The organism is Clostridium sp. AF22-10 (assembly GCF_003478725.1).
Lineage (GTDB): Bacteria > Bacillota > Clostridia > Lachnospirales > Lachnospiraceae > Otoolea > Otoolea fessa.
Genome location: NZ_QUFZ01000004.1, coordinates 135,092 through 155,165, shown reverse-complemented (window position 1 = coordinate 155,165; position 20,074 = coordinate 135,092). Strand labels below are relative to the sequence as shown.

12 protein-coding genes and 2 pseudogenes are annotated in these 20,074 nt (G+C 51.0%); all 14 read left to right on the top strand.

The features are described 5' to 3' along the window. Nucleotides 1–21: 21 nt before the first annotated feature. The 14 genes and pseudogenes from grpE to DWX91_RS04340 all read left to right on the top strand — a co-directional run bounded on the left by grpE (nucleotide 22) and on the right by DWX91_RS04340 (nucleotide 20,013). The gene (grpE, locus tag DWX91_RS04405) at nucleotides 22–633 is read left to right on the top strand and encodes a nucleotide exchange factor GrpE (protein ID WP_118538381.1); all 612 of its coding nucleotides are present in this window, start codon (nucleotides 22–24) and stop codon (nucleotides 631–633) included. Between the two features lie 144 nt (nucleotides 634–777). Beyond that, nucleotides 778–2,646 (top strand): molecular chaperone DnaK, encoded by a 1,869-nt coding sequence (gene dnaK / locus DWX91_RS04400; RefSeq protein WP_022359496.1) that lies wholly within the window; start codon nucleotides 778–780, stop codon nucleotides 2,644–2,646. Between the two features lie 385 nt (nucleotides 2,647–3,031). Next, nucleotides 3,032–4,186, top strand: a complete 1,155-nt coding sequence (gene dnaJ / locus DWX91_RS04395; RefSeq protein ID WP_118467196.1) for a molecular chaperone DnaJ — start codon at nucleotides 3,032–3,034, stop codon at nucleotides 4,184–4,186. Between the two features lie 374 nt (nucleotides 4,187–4,560). Next, nucleotides 4,561–6,633, top strand: coding sequence for a L,D-transpeptidase family protein (locus DWX91_RS04390; RefSeq protein WP_118538379.1), 2,073 nt, complete (start codon nucleotides 4,561–4,563; stop codon nucleotides 6,631–6,633). A gap of 198 nt (nucleotides 6,634–6,831) precedes the next feature. Further along, nucleotides 6,832–7,098, top strand: coding sequence for a 30S ribosomal protein S15 (gene rpsO / locus DWX91_RS04385; protein WP_022358577.1), 267 nt, complete (start codon nucleotides 6,832–6,834; stop codon nucleotides 7,096–7,098). Between the two features lie 216 nt (nucleotides 7,099–7,314). Further along, nucleotides 7,315–9,413 (top strand): annotated as a pseudogene (locus tag DWX91_RS04380) (polyribonucleotide nucleotidyltransferase). A gap of 165 nt (nucleotides 9,414–9,578) precedes the next feature. Beyond that, nucleotides 9,579–10,250 (top strand): ABC transporter ATP-binding protein, encoded by a 672-nt coding sequence (locus tag DWX91_RS04375; protein ID WP_118538377.1) that lies wholly within the window; start codon nucleotides 9,579–9,581, stop codon nucleotides 10,248–10,250. 65 nt (nucleotides 10,251–10,315) lie between these two features. After that, nucleotides 10,316–10,681: a hypothetical protein gene (locus tag DWX91_RS04370; protein ID WP_118538375.1), complete on the top strand. Its 366-nt coding sequence runs from the start codon at nucleotides 10,316–10,318 to the stop codon at nucleotides 10,679–10,681. Continuing rightward, a complete protein-coding gene (locus DWX91_RS04365; RefSeq protein WP_118538373.1) occupies nucleotides 10,629–12,128 on the top strand; it encodes a zinc ribbon domain-containing protein in 1,500 nt (499 codons plus the stop codon). Before DWX91_RS04370 ends, DWX91_RS04365 begins: the two co-directional genes overlap by 53 nt. 10 nt (nucleotides 12,129–12,138) lie before the next feature. Then, nucleotides 12,139–13,332, top strand: a complete 1,194-nt coding sequence (locus tag DWX91_RS04360) for an ABC transporter permease (protein ID WP_118538371.1) — start codon at nucleotides 12,139–12,141, stop codon at nucleotides 13,330–13,332. A 3-nt stretch (nucleotides 13,333–13,335) separates the two neighbouring features. Next, entirely contained in the window at nucleotides 13,336–14,445 is a 1,110-nt protein-coding gene (locus tag DWX91_RS04355) for a hypothetical protein (RefSeq protein WP_118538369.1), read from the top strand. Nucleotides 14,446–14,816: 371 nt separating this feature from the next. Then, a complete protein-coding gene (gene mgtE, locus DWX91_RS04350; RefSeq protein WP_118467208.1) occupies nucleotides 14,817–16,172 on the top strand; it encodes a magnesium transporter in 1,356 nt (451 codons plus the stop codon). A 259-nt stretch (nucleotides 16,173–16,431) separates the two neighbouring features. Beyond that, nucleotides 16,432–17,889: a glutamate--tRNA ligase gene (gene gltX, locus DWX91_RS04345; RefSeq protein ID WP_118472008.1), complete on the top strand. Its 1,458-nt coding sequence runs from the start codon at nucleotides 16,432–16,434 to the stop codon at nucleotides 17,887–17,889. Between the two features lie 281 nt (nucleotides 17,890–18,170). Next, a pseudogene (locus DWX91_RS04340) lies at nucleotides 18,171–20,013 on the top strand (ATP-dependent helicase). Nucleotides 20,014–20,074: the final 61 nt, after the last annotated feature.

Below are 20,074 nucleotides of genomic sequence, written 5' to 3'. Positions count from 1 at the left end.
CAAAATAAAGAGGTGAGAGACATGGCAAAGACAGAGATAGATTCCAAAGCAGCCGAGGCAGCAAATGAGGAGCAGGTAAAAGAAACAGAAACCCAGGCAGGAGCTGAGGCAGTGAAGGAAAAGGAAGCTTCTTCGGAAGACGCACAAGCGCCGGAGGGAGAAAAAGAGAAAAAAGGATTTTTCTCCAAAAAGAAGGATAAGAAAGATGAGCAGATCGAGGAGCTGACGGATCGCCTGAAGCGCACGATGGCTGAATTTGACAATTTCCGGAAACGAACGGAGAAAGAAAAATCAGCGATGTATGAGATTGGCGCAAAGGACATCATCGAGAAGATTCTCCCGGTGGTGGACAATTTCGAGCGTGGTCTGGCGACCATCCCGGAGGGCGAAGAAAAAAGTGCTTTCGCCGAGGGCATGGATAAGGTTTACAAGCAGCTCGTAAAAACACTGGGCGATGCAGGTGTAAAGCCAATCGAAGCGGTTGGTCAGCCATTTGATCCGAACTTCCACAATGCAGTGATGCATATTGAGGATGAAAACCTGGGTGAGAATGTGGTAGCCGAGGAGTTCCAGAAAGGCTATGTATACCGCGACAGCGTGGTTCGCCACAGCATGGTAAAAGTGGCAAATTAAAATAGGTAACACGTAAACAGCTGGCACCCAGAATTCGGTGCTGGTGGTTGATTTGATATAATATAGACAGACAGGCGGCAGAATTTAGCTCCTATGAGGAGAAAGAGAACTGCCAGAAAAAGATAATTTCAGGAGGAAATAACTATGAGCAAGATTATCGGTATTGACTTAGGTACAACAAACAGTTGTGTAGCCGTTATGGAAGGTGGTAAACCGGTTGTTATCGCAAATACAGAAGGTATCCGTACCACACCGTCCGTTGTGGCATTTACAAAGACAGGCGAGAGACTGGTCGGCGAGCCGGCAAAGCGTCAGGCAGTTACCAACGCAGAGAAGACCATTTCTTCTATCAAGAGACACATGGGCAGCGACTACAAAGTAACCATTGATGACAAGAAATATACGCCGCAGGAGATTTCCGCGATGATTCTGCAGAAGCTGAAAGCAGATGCAGAGAGCTACTTGGGCGAGAAGGTAAACGAGGCAGTTATTACTGTTCCGGCTTACTTCAACGACGCACAGCGTCAGGCAACCAAGGATGCAGGTAAGATCGCTGGTCTGGATGTAAAGAGAATTATCAACGAGCCGACGGCAGCAGCGCTTGCGTATGGTCTTGATAATGAGAAAGAGCAGAAGATCATGGTATATGACTTAGGTGGCGGTACATTCGATGTTTCCATCATCGAGATCGGTGACGGCGTTATCGAGGTTCTGGCAACCAACGGCGATACACATCTGGGCGGCGATGATTTCGATAACCGTATTACCCAGTGGATGATCGACGAGTTCAAGAAAGCAGAGGGTGTAGACCTTTCCGCTGATAAGATGGCGCTTCAGAGACTGAAAGAAGCAGCTGAGAAAGCGAAAAAAGAGCTTTCTTCCGCAACTACAACCAATATCAACCTTCCGTTCATCACTGCAACCAGCGAGGGACCGAAGCATCTGGATATGAACCTGACCAGAGCTAAATTTGATGAACTGACCAGAGACTTAATCGAGAGAACCGCAATTCCGGTACAGAACGCACTGAAAGATGCTGGTATCACTGCTTCTGAGTTAAGCAAAGTACTTCTGGTAGGTGGTTCCACACGTATGCTGGCAGCACAGGAAGAAGTAAAACGTCTGACTGGTAAAGAGCCGAGCAAATCCTTAAACCCGGATGAGTGCGTAGCAATCGGTGCAGCTATCCAGGGTGGTAAGCTGGCTGGCGATGCCGGTGCCGGTGATATCCTTCTTCTGGATGTAACTCCGCTGTCCCTGTCCATCGAGACTATGGGTGGTGTAGCAACCAGACTGATTGAGAGAAATACCACAATCCCGACCAAGAAGAGCCAGATCTTCTCTACCGCAGCTGATAACCAGACCGCTGTTGATATCCACGTTGTACAGGGCGAGAGACAGTTCGCAAAGGACAACAAGACACTGGGAACCTTCCGTCTGGATGGCATTCTTCCGGCAAGAAGAGGTGTTCCGCAGATTGAGGTTACCTTCGATATTGATGCAAACGGTATCGTAAATGTATCTGCAAAAGACCTTGGTACAGGTAAAGAGCAGCACATCACGATTACCTCTGGTTCCAATATGTCCGATTCCGATATCGATAAGGCAGTCAAAGAGGCAGCTGAGTACGAGGCACAGGATAAGAAGAGAAAAGAGGGCATCGATGCAAGAAATGAAGCTGACTCCATGGTATTCCAGACCGAGAAGGCTCTGCAGGATGTAGGCGATAAGATCGATGCAAACGATAAAGCAGCCGTAGAAGCTGACTTAAATGCACTGAAAGAAGCTATCAACAAAGCTCCGATCGACCAGATGACCGATGCACAGATTGATGAAATCAAGGCTGGCAAGGAAAAACTGATGAACAGCGCACAGGCACTCTTCAGCAAGGTTTACGAGCAGGCACAGGCAGCTGGCGCAGCAGGAGCACAGGGCGGAGCTCAGGGTGCAGCTGATGCAGGAAGTGCACCGCACGACGATAATGTAGTTGACGGAGACTTTAAAGAGGTATAATATAATAAGCAGCCATTTTTCAAAGAAAAATGAGCGGATTACGAATGTTTTTGAGGATTGCGGGAGCACGCAGTGCGGAGCAATCCGGGGCATCGGGGTATCAATAGAAAAACGCAGTGAGGGGCTGTCGCAGGAATCTGCGGCAGACCCCCATTTGTAGGTTGTGGGGTAACTGTTCAGTAGGTCTGCGCATTTACTGCGCTGACCGTACGAAAACATGGGCCAGCAGGCAAAAATCCCATTGCCGTAGGCAATTTTTAATGGATTTTTGCGCGTGACTGTGAAGGTACTGAACAGTTACGTTGTGGGAAGATAAATAGATACGATAGAAACTCTGCCGGATGCGGTCAAATGTACCGGCGGATTTTGGGAAGGAAGAGCTGAAATGGCAGAGAGTAAGAGAGATTACTATGAGGTCTTAGGCGTCCCGAAGGATGCGGACGATGCGACACTCAAAAAAGCATACAGAACCCTGGCCAAAAAGTATCATCCGGATGCAAATCCGGGCGATCAGGCGGCAGCCGATAAATTTAAGGAGGCATCGGAGGCCTACAGCGTACTGAGTGATCCGGAGAAGAGACGTCAGTATGATCAGTTCGGCCATGCGGCTTTTGACGGCGGTGCAGGCGGCGCTGGCGGATTCGGTGGTTTTGATTTCAACGGCGGCGATATGGGAGACATTTTCGGAGATATCTTCGGAGATATTTTTGGCGGCGGACGCAGCCGCGGCGGCAGAAGCAACGGACCGATGCGCGGCGCGGATGTGCGTACCAGTGTGCGGATTACTTTTGAAGAAGCGATCTTCGGCTGTGAAAAAGAGCTGGAGTTAAACTTAAAGGAAACCTGTGAGAAATGCCATGGAACGGGTGCAAAACCGGGAACCCAGCCGCAGACCTGTCCGAAATGTAACGGTAAAGGCAAGATCATGTACACGCAGCAGTCGTTCTTTGGTCAGATTCAGAATGTACAGACCTGTCCGGATTGCAACGGAACCGGAAAGATCATCAAGGATAAATGCCCGGATTGCTACGGAACCGGCTATGTAGCGAAGAGAAAGAAGATCAAAGTGACGATCCCGGCAGGTATTGACAACGGTCAGATGCTGCGTGACCGCGGCAATGGCGAACCAGGTACCAACGGCGGTCCGCGCGGAGATCTGCTGGTAGAAGTAGTGGTATCCCAGCACCCGGTCTTCAAGCGTCAGGATACAACAATCTACTCAACCGTGCCGATCTCCTTCGTGAAAGCAGCACTCGGCGGTCCGATCCGCATCAAGACGGTGGACGGCGAGGTAGAGTATGAGGTCAAACCGGGAACCCAGACAGATACGAGAGTCCGTCTGAAAGGAAAAGGTGTTCCGTCCCTGCGTAACCGCAACGTGCGCGGCGACCATTTCGTGACGCTGGTGGTACAGGTTCCGGAGCGCATGACCGAGGCACAGAAGGAAGCGCTTCGCAAGTTTGACGATGCCATGAACGGAATTGCACCGGAGGGCGAGAAACATAAGAAGAAAGGACTGTTCGGAAAGCTGGAGAAATAGAATACGGACAGGACAAAAATAGAAAAGAGCTGTCGGGCTGACATAAAAATGCGGCGCGGCAGCTCTTTGTTTCTGTTTCATAGGAAATTGCGTCCTATGAAACAAAAAAACGCTCCGCGAGGATGCGTACTCGCGCGAAGCAGAAGCATGTCTCAGGCGATCGCGCTCGGCGCGAGAATATACCAGAAAAAGACAGAGTTTTGTAAGTTGACTTCCGTTTAAAACTTATATACAATAGGACAATGGGGGATCAGCAACACAGATAGCATGGATTTTTGTCAGAAAAATATGCCAAATGATAAAAACATTACTTGAATGGCAGATCCTTCCGGGAATAGGAACCCGTATTGGATTTTTAAAGGGAGAATAGGACGATGACAGATAGAAACGGGAATTTGAATGAAAATTCACGTTCCGGCAGCCGCGAAGATGGGCGGGAGCCGGTGAGACGAAATACGGCGATGAACAGCCGGGAGATTATGCTGGAAGATGAAGATTATCTGGATGAGCCGGATGAGGGCTATTTGGATGATGATTATTTCGACCGGGATATGGAAGAACGGATCTTGAGGGAAGCGGAGCTGGACATGGAAAACATACACCAGCCAGAGCGTCAGGATCAGAACCGGTGGGAAGAGCCGGAACGCCTGCCGGAGAAAGAGCCGGAGGAGACAGCCAGTCGAAAGCGCAGCCGCGCCCGTGGAAATCAGAACGCAGGCACAGGGCGGGAGGCAGCCCATGCCGCGCCGCAGCGGGGACAGGATTCCGGAAGGACGGCATCCTGGACGGAAACTACCCCGGAAAAGGCAGCTCTGAAAGCTGAGCATAGAAAAAACGGTAAAAAGGCGGCGTGGATCGCTGCCTGTACGGCGGGCATTCTGCTCGTGGCAGCCGGAGGCGTCTATGTGGGAATGTCCCAGAAATATAAGACCCGTTTCTTTCCGAATACGCAGATCAACGGTGTTGACGCGTCCGGAAAGACAGCGGCAGAGGTGCAGGAACTGATTGCGGAAGGTGTGAATGGTTATACACTGACGATCGATGAGAGAAATAATCAGACAGAAACCATCGCCGGAACCGATATCAAACTGCATGCGGAGTTTGACGGCAGCCTGGAAAAGATGGTAGCGGCGCAGAACCCGTTTGCATGGCTGTGGCATATGAAACAGGAAGAATATACGATCGGAACGATGGTGGCGTATGACGATGCGGCGCTGGAAAGCCAGATCCGGAATTTATCGTGTTTAGACCCGGAGAAAGCGGTAGAACCGGTCAATGCAAAGATTTCTGAGTATGTGTCCGGACAGGGATATTCGATTGAGCCCGAACAGGAAGGAACGGCAGTCGAGGCGGAGAAGCTGACACAGGCGGTAACGGGTGCGATCGAGAATCTGCAGGACCATTTATCGCTGGAGGAAGCAGATGTCTATAAGAAGCCGACGGTATTGAAAGACGATGCATCTCTGGCAGAACAGCTGGATAAGATGAATAAATACGCGAAAATGAGCGTGACATACCAGTTTGGCGATTCGACGGAGACCTTAAATGGAGATCAGATTCATGCGTGGCTGATTGCCAATGCAGACGGAAGTGTTTCGGTAGATTCCTCCAAGGTGTCGGAGTACGTGTCTGAGATGGCGAAAGCACACAATACTTCAAACAAAGCGAAAACATTGAAAACATCGTATGGTTCCACGATTCAGGTAAGCGGCGGAACGTATGGCTGGAAGATCAACCAGGCGGCAGAGACGGAAGCGCTGGCAGCGATTATTGCCTCCGGCGAGAGTACGACGCGTGAGCCGGAGTATTCCCAGAAGGCGGCGAGCCATGGGGCAAATGACTACGGCGACACTTACGTGGAGATCAACCTGACCGGACAGCACCTTTTCTTCTATAAAGAAGGAAAGCTGGTGGTAGAGTCGGATTTCGTATCTGGAAACCTGGCGAAAGGCTGGGGAACCCCGGCAGGCTCGTATCCGCTGGCATATAAGCAGAAAAATGCGGTCCTGAAGGGTGAGAATTACCGGACGCCGGTTAATTATTGGATGCCGTTCAATAATGGTATCGGTATGCATGATGCGAAGTGGAGAAGCAGTTTTGGCGGTGCGATTTACAAGACGGGCGGTTCCCACGGCTGTATCAACCTGCCGCCGAGTGTTGCAAAGACGATCTTTGACAATATTTCGGCAGGAACTCCGGTGATCTGCTACAATCTGCCTGGTACGGAGAAGAGTACGACGAGCGGTACGGCAAAACCGGCGGAGACGAAGCCGGCAGAGACCACGGCGCCAGCAGAAACACCAGCGCCGGCAGAGACGCAGGCGCCAGCACCGGCAGAAACACAGGCACCGGGTCCGGCACCGACCACAGCGCCAACGCAGGCGGAGACGAAAGCGCCAGAGACTGCGGCACCGACCAGGCAGGACCGGGAGGTCCTCGGGGGATAATGGTGGAAATATTGCAGTGGGACCAGGAGCATAGGAAGAAACGGGAATAAAAATCGAGAAAAAACCTGCATAAAATGATTTACACCGAAAACATATTGTGTTATACTAACTAGGTATGAGTCCGCCGGTGCTCAGTTTTTTGACGACTCCGACATAAACTTAGCATACGGTAAGAATAATTTTAAGGAGGAAATCACAATGATTTCAAAGGAAAAGAAAGCAGCTATTATCGAACAGTACGGAAGAAAAGCAGGCGATACAGGTTCACCGGAGGTTCAGATCGCAATTCTGACCGCTAGAATCGCTGAGCTTACAGAGCATTTAAAATCCAATCAGAAGGATCATCATTCCCGCCGCGGACTTCTGAAGATGGTAGGACAGAGACGTGGTCTTCTGGATTACTTAAAGAAATCCGATCTGGAAGGATACCGTGCACTGATCGAGAAGTTAGGCATCAGAAAGTAATTAAGATTAAAACGTATAGGGTGGAGCAATCCACCCTAGTTGTTTATGTAGAAGAAAAGTCCGAGACCGCTGCTGTACCCGTAAAGCAGAAAAACATATTTGCGGGCAGAGCAGTAGTTTCGGTATTACTTTTCACAGAAAGGCACTTTTGGAACCGAAAGCGGCGTATGAGAATGTGAAGGTTCTTCTGCAAAACAAGATGAAAGGAGATATGAGATGTACAAGAGTTTTTCGATGGAACTGGCTGGCAGAACTTTAACAGTGGATGTTGGTCGTGTAGCAGCTCAGGCAAATGGTGCTGCATTTATGCATTATGGAGATACAACCGTATTATCAACCGCGACAGCTTCTGACAAGCCGCGTGACGGTATTGATTTCTTCCCGTTAAGCGTTGAGTTTGAGGAGAAGATGTATTCGGTCGGAAAGATTCCGGGCGGATTTAACAAGAGAGAGGGAAAGGCATCTGAGAACGCAGTTCTGACTGCACGTGTTATCGACCGTCCGATGCGTCCACTGTTCCCGAAGGATTACCGCAACGATGTTACCTTAAATAACCTCGTATTATCCGTTGACCAGGACTGCAGCCCGGAGTATACCGCGATGTTAGGTTCTGCAATCGCAACCTGCATTTCCGATATCCCGTTTGATGGTCCGTGTGCGACCACCCAGATCGGCATGATCGACGGCGAGTTTATCGTAAACCCGACTAACGCACAGAAGAAAGTATCTGATATGGCTCTGACCGTTGCTTCCACCCGCGAGAAGGTTATCATGATCGAGGCTGGCGCAAAGGAAGTTCCGGAGAACATCATGATCGACGCGATCTTCAAGGCACACGAAGTAAACCAGGAGATCATCAAATTCATCGACACCATCGTAGCAGAGTGCGGCAAGCCGAAACATTCCTACGAGAGCTGTGCAGTTCCGGAAGAGCTGTTTGCAGCGATTCGTGAGCTGGTTCCGCAGGAAGAGATGGAAGAGGCTGTATTTACAGACGAGAAACAGAAGAGAGAAGAGAATATCCGCGCAATCACCGAGCGCCTGGAAGAGGCATTCGCTGATAACGAGGAGTGGCTGGCTGTTCTGGGTGAGGCTGTATATCAGTACCAGAAGAAGACTGTCCGCAAGATGATCCTCAAAGATCACAAGCGTCCGGATGGCCGCGGTATCACCGAGATCCGTCCGCTGGCAGCAGAGATCGACATTCTGCCGCGTGTACACGGTTCCGGTATGTTCACTCGTGGACAGACACAGATTTTAAATATCTGTACACTGGCTCCGCTGTCCGAGGCACAGAAGATCGACGGACTGGATGAGAACGAGACATCCAAGAGATATATGCACCATTACAATTTCCCGTCCTACTCCGTAGGCGAAACCAAACCGTCCAGAGGACCGGGACGCCGTGAGATCGGTCATGGTGCGTTGGCGGAGCGTGCGCTTGTGCCGGTACTTCCGACTGCGGAAGAGTTCCCGTATGCAATCCGTACCGTATCTGAGACGATGGAATCCAATGGTTCTACCTCCCAGGCAAGTATCTGTGCATCCACTCTGTCCCTGATGGCAGCAGGTGTACCGATCAAGCTCCGGTAGCTGGTATTTCCTGCGGTCTGGTAACAGGCGACACCGATGATGATTACATCGTTCTGACCGATATCCAGGGTCTGGAAGACTTCTTCGGCGATATGGACTTCAAGGTAGGCGGCACTCACAAGGGTATTACTTCCATCCAGATGGATATCAAGATCCACGGTCTGACCCGCCCGATCATCGAGGAGGCAATCGCTAAGACGAGAGAGGCAAGAATCTACATTCTGGATGAAGTTATGGCGCCGGTTATCTCCGAGCCGAGAAAGACCGTCAGCCAGTATGCTCCGAAGATCGTTCAGATCTCCATCGATCCGCAGAAGATCGGCGATGTAGTCGGCAAACAGGGCAAGGTAATCAACAAGATTATCGAGCAGACCGGCGTTAAGATCGATATCGAGGACGATGGCAGCGTAGCTGTATGCGGCACCGATCAGGCAATGATCGACAAGGCAGTTTCCATCATCAAGGGCATCGTGACCGACATCGAGCCGGGGCAGATTCTGACAGGTACCGTTGTCCGTATCATGAATTTTGGTGCATTCGTAGAGCTGGCTCCGAACAAAGATGGTATGGTTCATATTTCCAAGCTTTCGGACAAGCGCGTAGCGAAGGTAGAGGATGTTGTCAACATCGGCGATGAAGTTACTGTAAAGGTAATCGAGGTCGATAAGATGGGTCGTATCAACCTGAGCATGAAACCAGGCGATCTGGCTGAAAATAAATAATAAATAGATTGCAAATGCACACGATGTGCTGCAATCATCCATCATAAAATCAATGTGCCTGCATCACTGCGGCGCAGACCAGATAAAGTAAGGAATGCTGCAAGGCAGAGAAGCGGTTCGCTTCTGCTTTGCGGTGTTCCTTTTTACTTTACAAAGAGGAAAAATATGTTAGAGGTAACAGGGGTAGAAAAACGGTACCGCGGAAGGACGATCCTAAAAAATGTCTCTTTTCGGGCAAATCCAGGGGAATGCATCGGGATTGTCGGCGGAAATGGATGCGGCAAGACGACGCTGCTCTCGATCCTCGCGGGGATCCGCAAGCCGGATCAGGGGAGTATTCGGATTGACGGGCAGGAGGCACTTGGAAGACATCGTCTATTAGAAGAAAAAATCGCCTATGTGCCTCAGGAAAATCCGTTGATCCCGGAGCTGACGGCATTTGATAATTACCGTCTCTGGTTCCGGGGGAAACGGCGGGAGATGGAGCGGGATCTGGAATGCGGCGTCGGTCATGTGCTGGGTGTGGACCGATTTTTGAAAACGCAGGCGGGACGGCTTTCAGGCGGAGAGAAAAAGAGGCTGAGCATCGCGGCGGCACTCTCCGGACGCGCGGATATCCTGATTCTCGATGAACCGGGGGCAGCGCTTGACCTGGAGGCAAAGGAGCAGATCCTGACTTATATCAGGAGCTATGTGAAAGCAGGGGGAACAGTTCTTTTAACGTCCCATGAGATGGGAGAGATAGGGGCGTGTACAACCCTTTATGTATTAAAGGACGGTGTGCTGGTTCCGACGGAGGCAGGGCTTTCGGCGCGGGAGCTGATACAGAGGTTTTAAGGTTACTGGGCACGTATGCGTGAACAGTAACGTTTTAAGAGTGAGAAAACAGGAGGAGGTACAAGATGGAAGAGGGAAATAATGCAAACAATACAAACAATGCAAACATGTCAAACAATTCAACCCCGCTAAACCCGGCAGAGGCAGCGGCGCAGGCGCTTACGGCCGCATCTGACACAGCGGATGGAACCAGTGCAGGCGGATCCGCTGGTGCTGGCGGCGGAATCGGTGGAAATGCTGCAGGCGGCAGTGACGGTGGCAGAACGGGCGGAAATGGTTCCGGCAGGAAGAAATGGCTCATTCCAGCCGGAGCAGCCGCAGCGGTGGCCGTGATCGGCGGCGGTGTGATGCTCAGCCATCAGGCAGATCCGAGGCACAGTGATCGATGCGTTCAAGAGTATCACGGCGGAAGGGCAGTTAAATCCGTCTGAGGAGATCTTTGGGACGAAAGAGCTGGAAGACCTTTTACAGAAGGGATCTGCGCAGACGGGTATGGAGTTAAGCATGACAGGTATTTCCGATGAATCCCTGAACCAGATGAGCGGTGCGGGCATCGGTCTGGATGTGAAGCGCGATGTGGACAGCGGACGGCAGCTGCTAAATCTTTCCTTGCAGTATGGCGGCGGAGAATTGGCGGACGCACAGCTTTACATGGATGATACGCAGATCATGGCGGCGATTCCGGCACTTTCCAGCCGTATGTTTACCCTTGACTATGTCAATGATCTGGAAGGACAGCTCATTAATTCTCCGTATGCGGCGCAGAAGCTCGAAGAGCAGGGGATTGATATTGAGGGGCTGGCAAATTATCTGGGACAGTACAAGGAAGCGCTTTCGGACGAGGAGCCGATGATGGATCTGAAAGCACTCTGGAACCGCTACAAAGAGGGAAGCAAGGCGATTGATGACCTCAAAACGGCTATGACCGTCACTAAGAATGACAAAAAAGAGTTTACGATCGACGGACAGAGCGAGAACTGCCGCGGTTACCATGTGACTCTGCCGAAGGATGCGCTGATTCGCTTTGCAAAGACGACGAGAGAATTTTTCCTGAATGATGAGACACTCAAACAGGATGTGGTGCGCTATCTGGAACTGGCAGGCGATGCAAGCAGCATCTATGCAGCGGACGGGGACGGAGAGAGCGTGGATCCGGAGGAACAGCAGAAGGAACTCTGGGCGCAGGCGGAAGCGGTGCTGGACAATCTGGTAGAGGAAATGGAAAATACCATCGGGGATGTGACGATGGATGTCTATGTGAGAAAAGACGGCAAAATGGCTGGATTTTCCTATGAGACGGATGCAACGGTTGAGGAAGAAAATGTCCGTTTTTACGGCGATGTTTCCTTTGGCGGCGGTTACAACATGCTGTCGAATGTGAATGGGGCGTTAAATATTGAGGATTCGGACGGTCAGATTATCACGGTTTCCCTGAATAAAACAAGCGCTTACGAGGCTGGAAAGAGCTGGAGTGGTCAGGTAATTGCGACCCTGCAAGGCGACGAAGAGAAATACCAGTTTATCCTGGATGGCGACTATCAGATCGCGGACGGAAGCTATGAGGTAAAGCTGGATCTGCAGAGTAACGGTGCGTCTCAGGCATCGCTCACGGCGAATGGCGCGGTCAGCGACCTTTCGAAGGGCGAGAGCGTCCATATCGATATGGATTCCCTGCGTCTGGAAACTACATTGTTAAATGGAAGCAGTTCTTATGTTGAATTTGCCGGTTCCTATTATGTCAACCCGCTGGAGGATGAGATCGTGCAGCCGGACGGCGTTCCATTTGATGTGCTGGCTTCCTCCGAGGAGGATTATAACCAGGTCACAACGGAGATAACAGGCAACCTGTTCGCAATTCTCCTGAAAGTCATGTCATAGGCGGCGGAAAATGCGAACATATATGATATATCTGCTGCTGACCGGAAAGCGCCTGCTCCGCCAGCTGCCGTATTTTCTGGCAGGGCTGGCGGTGATGGTGCTGCTCGTCGGCATGGCGGCATTTTCGGCGTCTAAGGTTTTATATGGGGAAACATCTTTAAAGAAAATCGAGGTGGGCGTGGTGCTTCCGGAGGACGATGCGCTTTCGGAAAAGATAACCAAAATGATTGCCTCGCTGGACAGCGTGGAAAGTCTCTGCGACTTTTCGTATCTGGAACACGATGAAGCGTTTCAAAAGATGAAAAGCGGGGAGCTTCAAGCGGTTTTCGAGGTGCCGTCCGGCATGGCGCGCGGCATTTTGGACGGTACGAACCAGCCAGCCACGATCTGGTTTCCGGATGAGAGCGGGCTGGAAGGCGCTGTTTTCCGGGAACTGGCAGAGTCGGGCAGTTCGATGCTTGGCACTTCGCAGGCGGCGATCTACGCGGCAAATGAATGTTTAAATATCCAGGGAGTGCCGGAACAGATTTCGGTGTCTGAACAGGATTTGAACCGTATCTTTTTAAAATATGCGATGAACCGCGAGGCACTTTTCCGGAAGAAAACGGTCAGCGCTGCAGGGAATGTATCGACGGCGGTCTTTTATGGAATTTCGGGGATTGTATTTCTGATGATTCTTACCGGAATCCCGGCAGCGCCGTTTCTGGCTCCCCAGACGGAGGCGCTGGAACAGGGGCTTCGGCGCATCGGGATCCGGCGGTGGTATCCGCTTTTCTGCAAATGCTTGTGCATGACGCTTCTTCTGATGGCAGTCACGGCGGGCGGCTATGGCTGGGCGGTGCAGAAGGGATATGCGCTGGCGGGGCGGGAAGAACTGGCGGCGTGGGGGCTGACCTGCACGGCAGTTTCGGCGTGGATTCTGCTGTTTTATGAGGTGTGCAGAAGTTCGGCAGCGGCGATTTTGACGTTGTTTGCGGTCAATGTGGTATTTCTCTTTCTGGCGGGCGGCATCATCCCGTCCGTCTTTCTGCCGGAACTGGTTCAGAAAGTCGGAAATATGACGGTGACGGCGCTCTGGATGGATGGAATCCGCTTTATTGCTTCGGGCGGGGAGACAGGGGCGGTTCCGGTGCTGTGGAAACTGGCTGCGGCGGCATTGGCATGCTTTGCACTGGCGCTTGCCGCCGGAAAAAGGAGGGATTGACGGATGCGGAAGCTGGCGTGGTGGTTCTGTATGTTTGGAATGACGCTGCGGCGGGCTCTTTACCGCCCGGTGTTCCTCCTGTTTCTTCTGATTTTTCCATTGGGAATGGGCGTGCTCCATCAGGTGGAAAAACGGGATTCCGGGCGGATCGCGGTGGCGCTCTGCCCGGGAACGGATTCGTGGAATCAGGCGCTTGCAGAAAGATTGGAATCGGAAGAGAGCCGTTCATTTTTCTTTTATCCATGCGGGACGGAGGAAGAGGCAAAGAAGGCGGTTATGACCGGACGGGCGGAGTGCGCCTACCTGTTTCCGGAGAGATTAAAAGAACGGCTGGACGAGGGGCATTATACCCGTGCGGTCCGCGTGCTGGTGTCGCCGTCCACGGTGGCAGAGAAAATTATATCAGAAAAGATATTTTCTGAACTGTTCGAGGTGTACGGGCGGGAACTGCTGGCGGACTATGGGAAAAATGGAGCGGCATTCCAGACGGTGATGGCGCGCTGCCAGACGACGGAGGCGCGGGAAAAGGCGTGCGGCGTGCTGATGGAACTCTATGAAAAATACCGCAGCAACGGAAGCACCTTTACCTTTGATTATCAGACCTTACGGGGAGAAACGGCACTGCAGACAGGGGCGATGAAGGTGGTCTTTCCGGTGCGCGGGCTGACTGCGGTATTCCTTTTTATCATGGGGCTGGCGGCAGCTGTCATGGCGGGCGAGGATGCAGAGCGCGGGCTTTATGCGGCGGTCCGGAGCCGGGAGCGGTGGCTGCTGCAGACGGCGGAGATCGCGGCGTTTGTCTTTTTAGCAACCATTTCGGCCTATGCGGCGCTTCTGGCGTCGGGAAATGGGGCAGAGCCGCTTTTAGAGGCGGGAAAGCTGCTTTTTTATCTCTTCTTCGTGACCATGTATGCCTTTGGATGCCTGGCAGTCTGCCGGAAGCCGGGATTTCTGGCGGCGCTGATTCCGGTGTTTATCCTTGCGAGCCTCCTGCTCTGCCCGATCTTTTTTGACGCTTCAGTCTTTTTGCCGGGAGCCGCGGGTGTGCGAAAGCTGCTGCCGCCGTGGTGGTATCTGAGCGGCATTTTCGGTTCCCAAAGTGTCTACCCGTGAACAATTACTTTTTAATAACGTTTTTTTGGATAACTTCGATAAAAAGATTGCTATTTTTTCATTCAATTATTATAATAAAAAGAGACATCCGGTATCGAGCATCAATCTGCCGGATGTTTTCATGCGAGAAAATCAGGAGAGGAGTGAACACAATGGAAAGCCGGAGTCATAAGGCGGAATCAGACGGCAGCTACCCAGAACCGAAGGCAGCGTACACATGCATTTGCAGGAATGACAGCTGCAAACAGCGGATTCCTTGTGTACACTGCCGCATCTGTGGATAAGTTTTCGGCATTCTGCCTGTGTGCAGGAGCAGGAAGGGAGCAGCCTGTCCGATTTCCAAAATGACAATATTTTGGAAGGAGACGGGAATGTTAGAAGAAGAGAAGAAAGAAGAGCTGCTGGCTCTGCTGTCCGGGAAGAAGTACCGGGAGCTGAAAAGCCAGCTGGTCGAGATGAATGAGGTGGATATTGCCTCATTTATCGAAGAATTGGATTCAGAAAAGACGGTCGTTGTATTCCGTATGCTGCCGAAAGAGCTGGCATCGGAGGTATTTGCCTGTCTGGAAGTCGAACAGCAGCAGCACATCATTACCAGTATTACGGATAATGAGCTGCGTGCCATCATTGACGACCTGTATGTCGATGATGCGGTCGATATGCTGGAGGAGCTGCCGGCGACGATCGTGCGGCGCGTACTTCAGAACTCCAGCCCGGATACGAGAAAACTGATCAACCAGTTCCTCAATTACCCGGAAAACAGCGCCGGAAGCGTCATGACGGCGGAGTACGTGGGACTCAAGAAAAATATGACGGTGGAGCAGGCATTTGATTATATCCGGAAATATGGTGTGGACAAGGAGACGATTTACACCTGCTACGTCATGGATGAAAAACGCCGCTTAGAGGGCGTTGTGACGGTCAAGGATCTTCTGATGAATGATTATGCGGCGCTCATGGGCGATATCATGGATCCGCATGTGATCAAGGCGTATACGACGGAAGACCAGGAAAAGGTCGTGGAGACGTTCAATGAGTACAACCTCTTGAGTTTACCGGTTGTGGACGGCGAAGACCGTCTGGTCGGCATCATCACGGTCGATGATGTCATGGATGTCATGGAGCAGGAGGCGACGGAGGACTTCGAGAAGATGGCGGCGATGCTGCCGAGTGAGAAGCCGTACCTGAAGACGGGCGTGTTCCAGCTTGCGAGAAATCGTATTCCGTGGCTGATGATCCTGATGTTGAGCAGTATGGTGACCGGCGGTATTTTGTTAAAATATGAGAATGCCTTTTCGGTAATTCCGCTTTTGGTTACGTTTATTCCGATGCTGATGGATACGGGCGGAAACTCCGGCAGCCAGGCGAGCACGATGATCATCCGTGGTATGGCGGTCGGCGAGGTAGAACCGGCGGATATTCTGAAAGTTATGTGGAAAGAGATCCGCGTGGGAATGCTCTGTGGACTTTCTCTGGCGCTTGTCAATTTCGTGCGCCTGATGATCCAGTATCCGGGGCAGGTACTCATCTGCCTGACGGTAGTTATCAGCCTGTTCTGCACGGTTATCATCGCGAAGACGATCGGATGTGTGCTTCCGATTGCGGCGAAGACGATCCATCTCGACCCGGCGATCATGGCGTCTCCGATGATCACGACGATCGTGGATGCATGCAGCCTGATGATTTATTTCCAGCTGGCGTGCCATTTGCTGAATATGAAGGCTTGATGTAAATTACCAGTTAGCTATATAATATTATTTTGTAACTGTTCAGTACCTTCACAGTCACGCGCAAAAATTCATTAAAAATTGCCTGCGGCAATGGGATTTTTGCCAGCTAACCCATGTTTTCGTAGGGTCAGCGCAGTAAATGCGCAGACTTACGGAACAGTTACTTTATTTTTATAAATAATTCCAATATTTTAATTATTTCTAGGAAAGGAAAAACTGTTTGGAACATAAGATTCCAGACAGCCGTGTGAAAAGTATGACAAAGATCAGAACCAGATACGCACCGAGCCCGACAGGCAAAATGCATGTAGGAAACTTAAGAACTGCATTATACGCATACCTGATTGCAAAACATGAGGGCGGCGATTTTATCCTGCGAATCGAGGATACCGATCAGGAGCGTTTCGTTGAAGGCGCGACCGAGATCATTTACAATACGATGCGCGATACCGGACTGAAACATGACGAAGGTCCGGACATCGGCGGTCCGGTTGGCCCGTATGTACAGAGCGACCGTCAGAAACAGGGCATCTACATGGAATATGCGAAGAAGCTGATCGATAAAGGCGAAGCTTATTACTGTTTCTGCGATCAGGAACGCTTAAACAGCTTAAAGAGAGAAGTAAACGGCGAAGAGATCATGACCTATGATAAGCACTGCCTGCACCTTTCCAAGGAAGAGGTAGAGGCAAACTTAAAGGCAGGAAAGCCGTTTGTCATCCGTCAGAACAACCCGACCGAGGGAAAGACTACCTTCCACGATGAGATTTATGGGGATATTTCCGTAGATAACTCCGAGCTGGACGATATGGTTTTAATCAAATCGGATGGATTCCCGACCTACAACTTCGCAAATGTGGTGGACGATCATTTACAGCAGATCACCCATGTAGTCCGCGGTAACGAGTACCTGTCTTCTTCTCCGAAGTACAACCGTCTGTACGACGCATTCGGATGGGAGGTTCCGGTTTATGTGCACTGCCCGACCATCACGAACGAGGAGCACAAGAAGCTGAGCAAGCGAAGCGGTCATTCTTCCTATCAGGATCTGATCGATCAGGGCTTCGTTTCCGAGGCAGTTGTCAACTTTGTTGCCCTGCTTGGCTGGTCACCGGAAAATAATCAGGAGATTTTCTCCTTAGACGAGCTGGTAAAAGAGTTCAACTACAAGAATATCAGCAAATCTCCGGCTGTTTTCGATATGGTAAAACTGAAATGGATGAACGGCGAGTACATCAAGGCGATGGATTTTGATAAGTTCTATGAGATGGCAGAGCCGTACATCAAGAAAGTAATCACCAAGGATCTGGATCTGAAGAAGATCGCGGCGATGGTTAAGACGAGAATCGAGATTTTCCCGGATATCGAGGGACACATCGATTTCTTTGAGACACTGCCGGAGTATGATCCGCAGATGTATGTTCACAAGAAGATGAAGACCAATCTGGAGACATCCTTAAAGGTATTAAAAGATGTTCTGCCGATTCTGGAAGCACAGGAAGATTACTCCAACGACGCCCTGTACGCGGCGCTGTCCGAGTATGTATCCAAAGAGGGCGTTAAGACCGGCTTTGTAATGTGGCCGATCCGTACCGCTGTATCCGGCAAGCAGATGACGCCGGCAGGCGCGACTGAGATCATGGAAGTGCTTGGCAAGGAAGAGTCGATCCGCCGTATCAAGAAGGGGATTGAACTTCTGGAGGCACAGCAGTAGGCTGTCGTAATCGTAGATATTCGACTTGAAGCAAGTTTGGCTTCGCAGATTAAATCAGTAGGTAGTAAATAAACAACTGCTTTTTCATGTATCGTAGATGCATGAAAAGCAGTGAAAAGGTGCGCTTTGTGAGAAATACATTCCAAGGCGCACTTTTCTTACATTTGTACTTGACAGATTTGCTTCAGATGCGCGGCAGAAGTATGTCTTGCACATCAAAATGCGAATTTCGAAGCAAATATGCCGAGATATTCTTGAATTGTGGAGTAAGGAAACAGGAAATGGCATTCAGTAAAGCACAGACACAGGCAATCATGCATAAAGATGGTCCCATGATGGTTCTGGCGGGACCGGGATCAGGGAAAACAACGGTGATCACCCATCGGGTCCAGTATCTGACGAAGGAGTACGGAATCGACCCGGGGGATATTCTTGTGATTACCTTTACCCGGGCAGCAGCCGAGGAGATGCGGGAGCGGTATGAAGCATTGACCGGCGGCGGATCCAGAGTCACCTTCGGTACTTTTCATTCGATCTTTTTTAGGATCTTAAAGCTGGCATACCGATATACCGCTGACAATATTGTCCGGGAAGATCAGCAGATGCAGTTTGTCCGGGAGCTGGCTCAGGCCGGAGGTCTGGAGCCGGAGGATGAAAATGAGTTTGCAGCCTCCATTTTAAGTGAGATAAGCTCTGTCAAGGGAGAGAGGATTGCACTGGAACATTACTATTCCAAAAACTGTCCGGATGCAGTTTTCCGTCAGCTCTATGCAGGCTATGAAGAGAAAATGCGCCGGACCGGACTCATCGATTTCGATGACATGATGGTGCTGTGTCTGGAACTTTTTACGGAAAGAAAAGATATCCTGTCTGCCTGGCAGAGGAGGTATCGGTACATCCTGATTGATGAGTTTCAGGACATCAACCGGCTTCAATATGAGATCGTGCGGATGTTAGCCAAGCCGGAAGATAATCTTTTTATCGTGGGCGATGATGATCAGTCGATTTACCGGTTTCGTGGGGCCAAACCGGAGATTATGCTGGGGTTTGAGCGGGATTATCCGGGTGCCGGACGGATTCTTCTGGATGTGAATTACCGCAGTACCGAGGAGATCGTGGCACCGGCATTGCGGCTGATCGGAGAAAACCAGAAACGTTTTTCAAAGGCCATCCATACAACGGGACGTCATGGGAAGAACGTGATCACGAAGCTCTGGCAGGATCCGGGGGGAAGAAAATCTGGCCATTGCCAGGGAGATACAGCTGTATCTGCAGTCGGGAGTGCGGCCGGGGGATATCGCAGTTTTATACCGGACCAATGCTGGTCCTCGTTTTCTGATGGAAAAGCTGATGGAATACAACCTTCCTTTCCGGACAAGGGATACGGTGCCGAACCTCTATGAACACTGGATTTCGCGAAATATCCTGACCTATATCCGGATCGCCATGGGAAGCCGGGCGCGGGAAGATATTTTGCAGGTCATCAACCGTCCGAAGCGGTATATCAGCCGGGATGCGATGCCGGATGAGACGGTTTCGTTCGAGAAGATGAAGGCATTCTATGCGGAGAAAGACTGGATTGCCGAGCGGATCGAGAGTCTGGAAGGGGATCTGCGGGCCATCGCCCGGATGTCACCTCTGGCAGCCGTCAATTATATCCGCCAGGGCATGGGATACGACGAATATCTGATCGAGTATGCGGCATTCCGGCGGATGCGGCCGGAGGAACTTTTAGAGACTGCCGATGAGTTAAAAGAAAGTGCGGCGGGTTTCAAGACCTTTGACGAGTGGTTTGCACACATCGACGCGTACAAGGAGGAACTGCTCCGGCAGGCGGCGCAGCGGCGGACGGAGACGGACGCGATCACGCTCGCGACGATGCACAGTGCCAAGGGGCTGGAATTTCCCATTGTCTATATTCTCGATGCCAATGAGGGCATCACGCCGCACAGCCGCGCGATGCTGGACGAGGATATGGAGGAAGAACGACGTCTGTTCTATGTGGCAATGACGCGTGCCAAGACCCGGCTGCATGTATATGCGGTGCGGGAGAGGTACCATAAAAAGGCAGAAGTATCGCGGTTTGTGTGGGAGTATCTGGGGCGGGATGGAGATAGCAGGTAACGAAATTCACAATGAAAATCGGGAAATCATATAAATGACGGTATTAAATATATATTGTGTA

Bases quoted from the DNA above. Each gene is read 5' to 3' on its own strand.
- grpE (WP_118538381.1), top strand. From the start codon at position 22: ATGGCAAAGACAGAGATAGATTCCAAAGCAGCCGAGGCAGCAAATGAG.
- dnaK (WP_022359496.1), top strand. From the start codon at position 778: ATGAGCAAGATTATCGGTATTGACTTAGGTACAACAAACAGTTGTGTA.
- dnaJ (WP_118467196.1), top strand. From the start codon at position 3,032: ATGGCAGAGAGTAAGAGAGATTACTATGAGGTCTTAGGCGTCCCGAAG.
- DWX91_RS04390 (WP_118538379.1), top strand. From the start codon at position 4,561: ATGACAGATAGAAACGGGAATTTGAATGAAAATTCACGTTCCGGCAGC.
- rpsO (WP_022358577.1), top strand. From the start codon at position 6,832: ATGATTTCAAAGGAAAAGAAAGCAGCTATTATCGAACAGTACGGAAGA.
- DWX91_RS04375 (WP_118538377.1), top strand. From the start codon at position 9,579: ATGTTAGAGGTAACAGGGGTAGAAAAACGGTACCGCGGAAGGACGATC.
- DWX91_RS04370 (WP_118538375.1), top strand. From the start codon at position 10,316: ATGGAAGAGGGAAATAATGCAAACAATACAAACAATGCAAACATGTCA.
- DWX91_RS04360 (WP_118538371.1), top strand. From the start codon at position 12,139: ATGCGAACATATATGATATATCTGCTGCTGACCGGAAAGCGCCTGCTC.
- DWX91_RS04355 (WP_118538369.1), top strand. From the start codon at position 13,336: ATGCGGAAGCTGGCGTGGTGGTTCTGTATGTTTGGAATGACGCTGCGG.
- mgtE (WP_118467208.1), top strand. From the start codon at position 14,817: ATGTTAGAAGAAGAGAAGAAAGAAGAGCTGCTGGCTCTGCTGTCCGGG.
- gltX (WP_118472008.1), top strand. From the start codon at position 16,432: ATGACAAAGATCAGAACCAGATACGCACCGAGCCCGACAGGCAAAATG.